Source organism: Arthrobacter sp. GMC3, assembly GCF_002929305.1.
In the GTDB taxonomy this organism is placed as follows: Bacteria; Actinomycetota; Actinomycetes; order Actinomycetales; family Micrococcaceae; genus Specibacter.
In genome coordinates this window covers 1-658 of sequence record NZ_PJIO01000091.1, presented here as the reverse complement: position 1 = coordinate 658, position 658 = coordinate 1, and the positions used below count along the sequence as shown (strand labels likewise).

The 658-nt window shown below is 56.2% G+C and carries 2 protein-coding genes; one reads left to right on the top strand and one right to left on the bottom strand.

What is annotated here, in order from left to right:
* Positions 1-406 (top strand): hypothetical protein (locus CXQ94_RS23785; RefSeq protein WP_219817118.1); only part of this gene is annotated, 406 nt, incomplete at its 5' end.
* Between the two features lie 3 nt (positions 407-409).
* Here CXQ94_RS23785 and CXQ94_RS23780 read toward each other — a convergent pair.
* Positions 410-658, bottom strand: a 249-nt coding sequence (locus CXQ94_RS23780) for a hypothetical protein (protein WP_104092586.1), incomplete at its 5' end; no start/stop codon positions are given.

Below are 658 nucleotides of genomic sequence, written 5' to 3'. Positions count from 1 at the left end.
GCAAGTGTGCTGCTATCTCAGCCGTATCCGCACCGAACTGCATTACCGGCAAGTGCTAGGGCGAGTGCTGCGGCGCACAGGTGAGTTCGATGACCAGGCATGGCTATTCATGTTGGCGGAGCCAACGCTTCAAGGCTTTGCGGAGCGAATTGCGGATGACCTGCCGGATGACCTGGCAGTTATGAGCGATGTGCAGATGCCTGGTTTTACTCCAGGCTCCAGGCCTGAGCCGATGGGCACTTTGGGTCATGTCGAAGGTTTCGACGGTGCAGGGTTAGGCGGTGCAGAACCGGGTATTGGATCGCAGCTTACGAACATCATTTCGCTGGGTGGCTTTGCAATTGAGCCCGCTTACCAGGTCAGCTTTTCCCAGCATTATCGGCAGCAGCTACTGGCTTGTTTTTGATGCTCAGCCAGTCGAGGCTGATCCAATGATGTTGGTGTTCATGAATCCATAACCGGCCGGCGTCGTGTGGAACGTAGTCGTGAGGTGTGGATGGAGATTAAGTCGCAGGCATTGGTCGATGTCGTTGAGGATGTGATCTGCGACGTGTGCCGCTCTGGCACGCGTATTCCCGGGTATGGTCCCCAATACGGCAAGCTTGAAGCCCAATGGGGATATGGCTCCCAGCATGATGGGGAGCACTACCGGGTGCAT